This is a genomic window from Mesorhizobium sp. M7A.F.Ca.MR.362.00.0.0, from assembly GCF_004023175.1.
GTDB lineage: Bacteria > Pseudomonadota > Alphaproteobacteria > Rhizobiales > Rhizobiaceae > Mesorhizobium.
Map to the genome: position 1 here is coordinate 13430 of NZ_RZTF01000120.1, position 2495 is coordinate 15924.

Annotated in this window: 2 protein-coding genes and 2 pseudogenes; 3 read left to right on the top strand and 1 reads right to left on the bottom strand. The window is 64.8% G+C overall.

The window, feature by feature from the left end; genetic code table 11:
• Both EOC06_RS42655 and hutC read left to right on the top strand, forming a co-directional pair.
• A pseudogene (locus EOC06_RS42655) lies at window positions 1-318 on the top strand (formimidoylglutamate deiminase); the annotation flags it as partial.
• A gap of 2 nt (window positions 319-320) precedes the next feature.
• The gene (gene hutC / locus EOC06_RS16610) at window positions 321-1052 is read left to right on the top strand and encodes a histidine utilization repressor (RefSeq protein ID WP_164762685.1); all 732 of its coding nucleotides are present in this window, start codon (window positions 321-323) and stop codon (window positions 1050-1052) included.
• 139 nt (window positions 1053-1191) lie between these two features.
• Here hutC and EOC06_RS16615 read toward each other — a convergent pair.
• Window positions 1192-1392: pseudogene (locus EOC06_RS16615) on the bottom strand (RidA family protein); the annotation flags it as partial.
• Between the two features lie 187 nt (window positions 1393-1579).
• Here EOC06_RS16615 and EOC06_RS16620 point away from each other — a divergent pair.
• Window positions 1580-2482, top strand: coding sequence for a LysR family transcriptional regulator (locus EOC06_RS16620; protein WP_128308287.1), 903 nt, complete (start codon window positions 1580-1582; stop codon window positions 2480-2482).
• Window positions 2483-2495 lie beyond the last annotated feature (13 nt).

A 2495-nucleotide genomic window follows, 5' to 3' on the forward strand; every position in this document is an offset into this window, starting at 1 on the left:
GTGCTGGCGGGCGCGGGCGGCTCGACCGGCCGGGCGCTGTTCGACGCCGCGCTGGACGGGGGCAGCGTCGCGCTTGGCGCCGGCATCTCGCAGATCGCCGCCAGCGCATCCGCCGATCTCGTCTCGCTCGATCCCCAAAATCCCTCGCTGGCCGGCAAGAGCGGCGACGCGATCCTGGACGCCTGGATCTTCGCCAATGGCGGCAAGGTCGACTGCGTCTGGGTGCATGGGCTCAAGCAGGTCAGCGGCGGCAGGCATGTGAAGCGAGAGGCTATCGCCGAGCGGTTTCGCAGCGTGATGACGGCGCTTTCGGCATGAGCATGGCCGGCACAGTGGTAGCGGACGGTGGCGGCTCGCTGCACCAGCGCATCCTGACCGACATCAGTGAGAAGATCACGTCCGGTGCCTGGGCGCCCGGCCATCGCATCCCGTTCGAGCACGAACTGAGCGTGCAATACAATTGCTCGCGCATGACGGTGAACAAGGCGCTGTCGCAGCTTGCCAAGGCCGGGCTGATCGAGCGGCGCCGCCGCTCAGGCAGCTTTGTGCGCCGGCCGCAATCGCAAGCGGCGGTGCTGGAGATCCACGATATCCGCATCGAGGTCGAAGCGCTCGGCCTGCCTTACCGCTACGAGCGCGTCGCTCGGCACAAAAGGCGCAGCAGCGCCGAGGATCGCGCCCTGCTGGAATTGGGCTTGGCCGGACCGGTTCTGGCGCTGGAATGCGGGCATTTCGCCGGCGAGCGGCCGTTCGCGCATGAACAGCGGCTGATCAACCTCACCGCCGTACCCGAGGCAGCGGACGAGGAATTCGTGGCCATCGCACCAGGACCATGGCTGATCGGCCGCGTGCCGTGGAGCGAAGCCGAGCACCGGATTCGCGCTGTCGCCGCCGACAGACATATAGCGGCCGCACTCGACATCGAAGCCGGCGCGCCGTGCCTGGTGGTCGAGCGACGGACATGGAGCGCCGAACATCCGGTCACCCATGTGCGCTTTACCTACGCGGCCGAGAGCCACACGCTGGTGGCAAGGTTCAGGCCGCAGGGGTGAGGCGTGTCCAGCCGCAGGCTGGCGAAAAGCCAACGATTTGGCTTTTCGAACGCCGAACGCCCGGAGCCATAGCGGAGGGCAGCGGCGCCACCCCCACCCCGTTGCTTCGCAGCGACCCTCCCACAAGGGGGGTAAAAACTCAAATCGCAGCGGTAATAATGATCTCGACCAGATAGTCCGGGGTGGCGAGCTTTGCTTCGCCGGTGGCACGGGCTGGCGTGTTGCCCTGCGGCACCCACTTGTCCCATTCCGCGTTCATCTCGGCAAAGGTGCTCATGTCGGCCAGCCAGATGATCGCCTGCAGGATCTTGGTCTTGTCGGAGCCAGCCTTGGCCAGCAATTCGTCGACAGCGGAATTTTCGATTGCAGTGAGTGTTCTGCGAGCGTTGTCGATCATCCGGAAATGCTTGGGCATGGCTGGATTCCTCGCTTGTCTGGGGTTCAGCCATCTAGTTCATTGTTGACTGCCGCCGGAAAGCGATATTTTTTGATAGGGACCATCGAAATTTTCGATGCAGGAGGTGGGCATGGACACTGAGAATCTGCGCAGCTTTCTCGAAGTCGCCACGCATGGCAGCTTCACCGTCGCGGCTGGCCGGCTCAACCTCGCCCAGTCCACCGTCAGCGCGCGGATCAGGGGGTTGGAGGAGCAGCTGGGGCGCCGGCTTTTCGTGCGCGACCGCGATGGCGTCACGCTGACGCCTGCCGGCCGGCAGTTCCTGCCGCACGCATCGTCCATCACCCGCACATGGGAGCAATCACGGCAGGATATCGCCGTTCCCGATGGCTACGAAACCTTGCTGCGGCTGACCGCGCCTGCCTATCTCTGGGACCGCATCACCTCGCCATGGGTCGAGTGGATGCGCGCCAGGCGGCCGAACGTGGCGCTGCGGCTTGAAGGCAGTTTCCCGGATCTGGCGATCGACCAACTGGCGGAAGGCCTGCTCGATATCTGCATCCTCTATCTGCCGCGGCCGCATCCCGGCATCGTCTACGAAACGCTGGCCGTCGATCAGGTCGTGCTGGTGCAGCACGCCGCTCAGACCAAGCCGTGGACCGAAAATTACATTCTGATGGACTGGGGACTGGAATTCCGCATCGAGCACGACCGCGCCTTTGCCGGCATGGTCAAGCCGGCCATTTCGGCCGGGCTGGTCTTCATCGGCCTCCAGCATGTCCAGTCGCAGCAAGCCGCCGCCTATCTGCCGCTCAGCGCCGTCAGCGGCCATATCGAGCGCGGCGAGATGCGGCGCATCGACAACACACCGGTGTTCCAGCGGCCGATCTACCTCGCCTATCCCTCGAACCCCGTGTCCTCGGATGTTCTGGATGTCGCGCTCACAGGTCTGCGCACGCTGGCCAGGGACTGGGCCGAAGGGCAGGGTTTTTCAGAAGGTGACCGTGCTCTCAGCATGGCCAGCCAGATCTGACTGGCCAAGCCAC

Excerpts from the sequence above, each read along its gene's own strand:
- hutC (WP_164762685.1), top strand. The coding sequence starts at position 321 with ATGGCCGGCACAGTGGTAGCGGACGGTGGCGGCTCGCTGCACCAGCGC.
- EOC06_RS16620 (WP_128308287.1), top strand. The coding sequence starts at position 1,580 with ATGGACACTGAGAATCTGCGCAGCTTTCTCGAAGTCGCCACGCATGGC.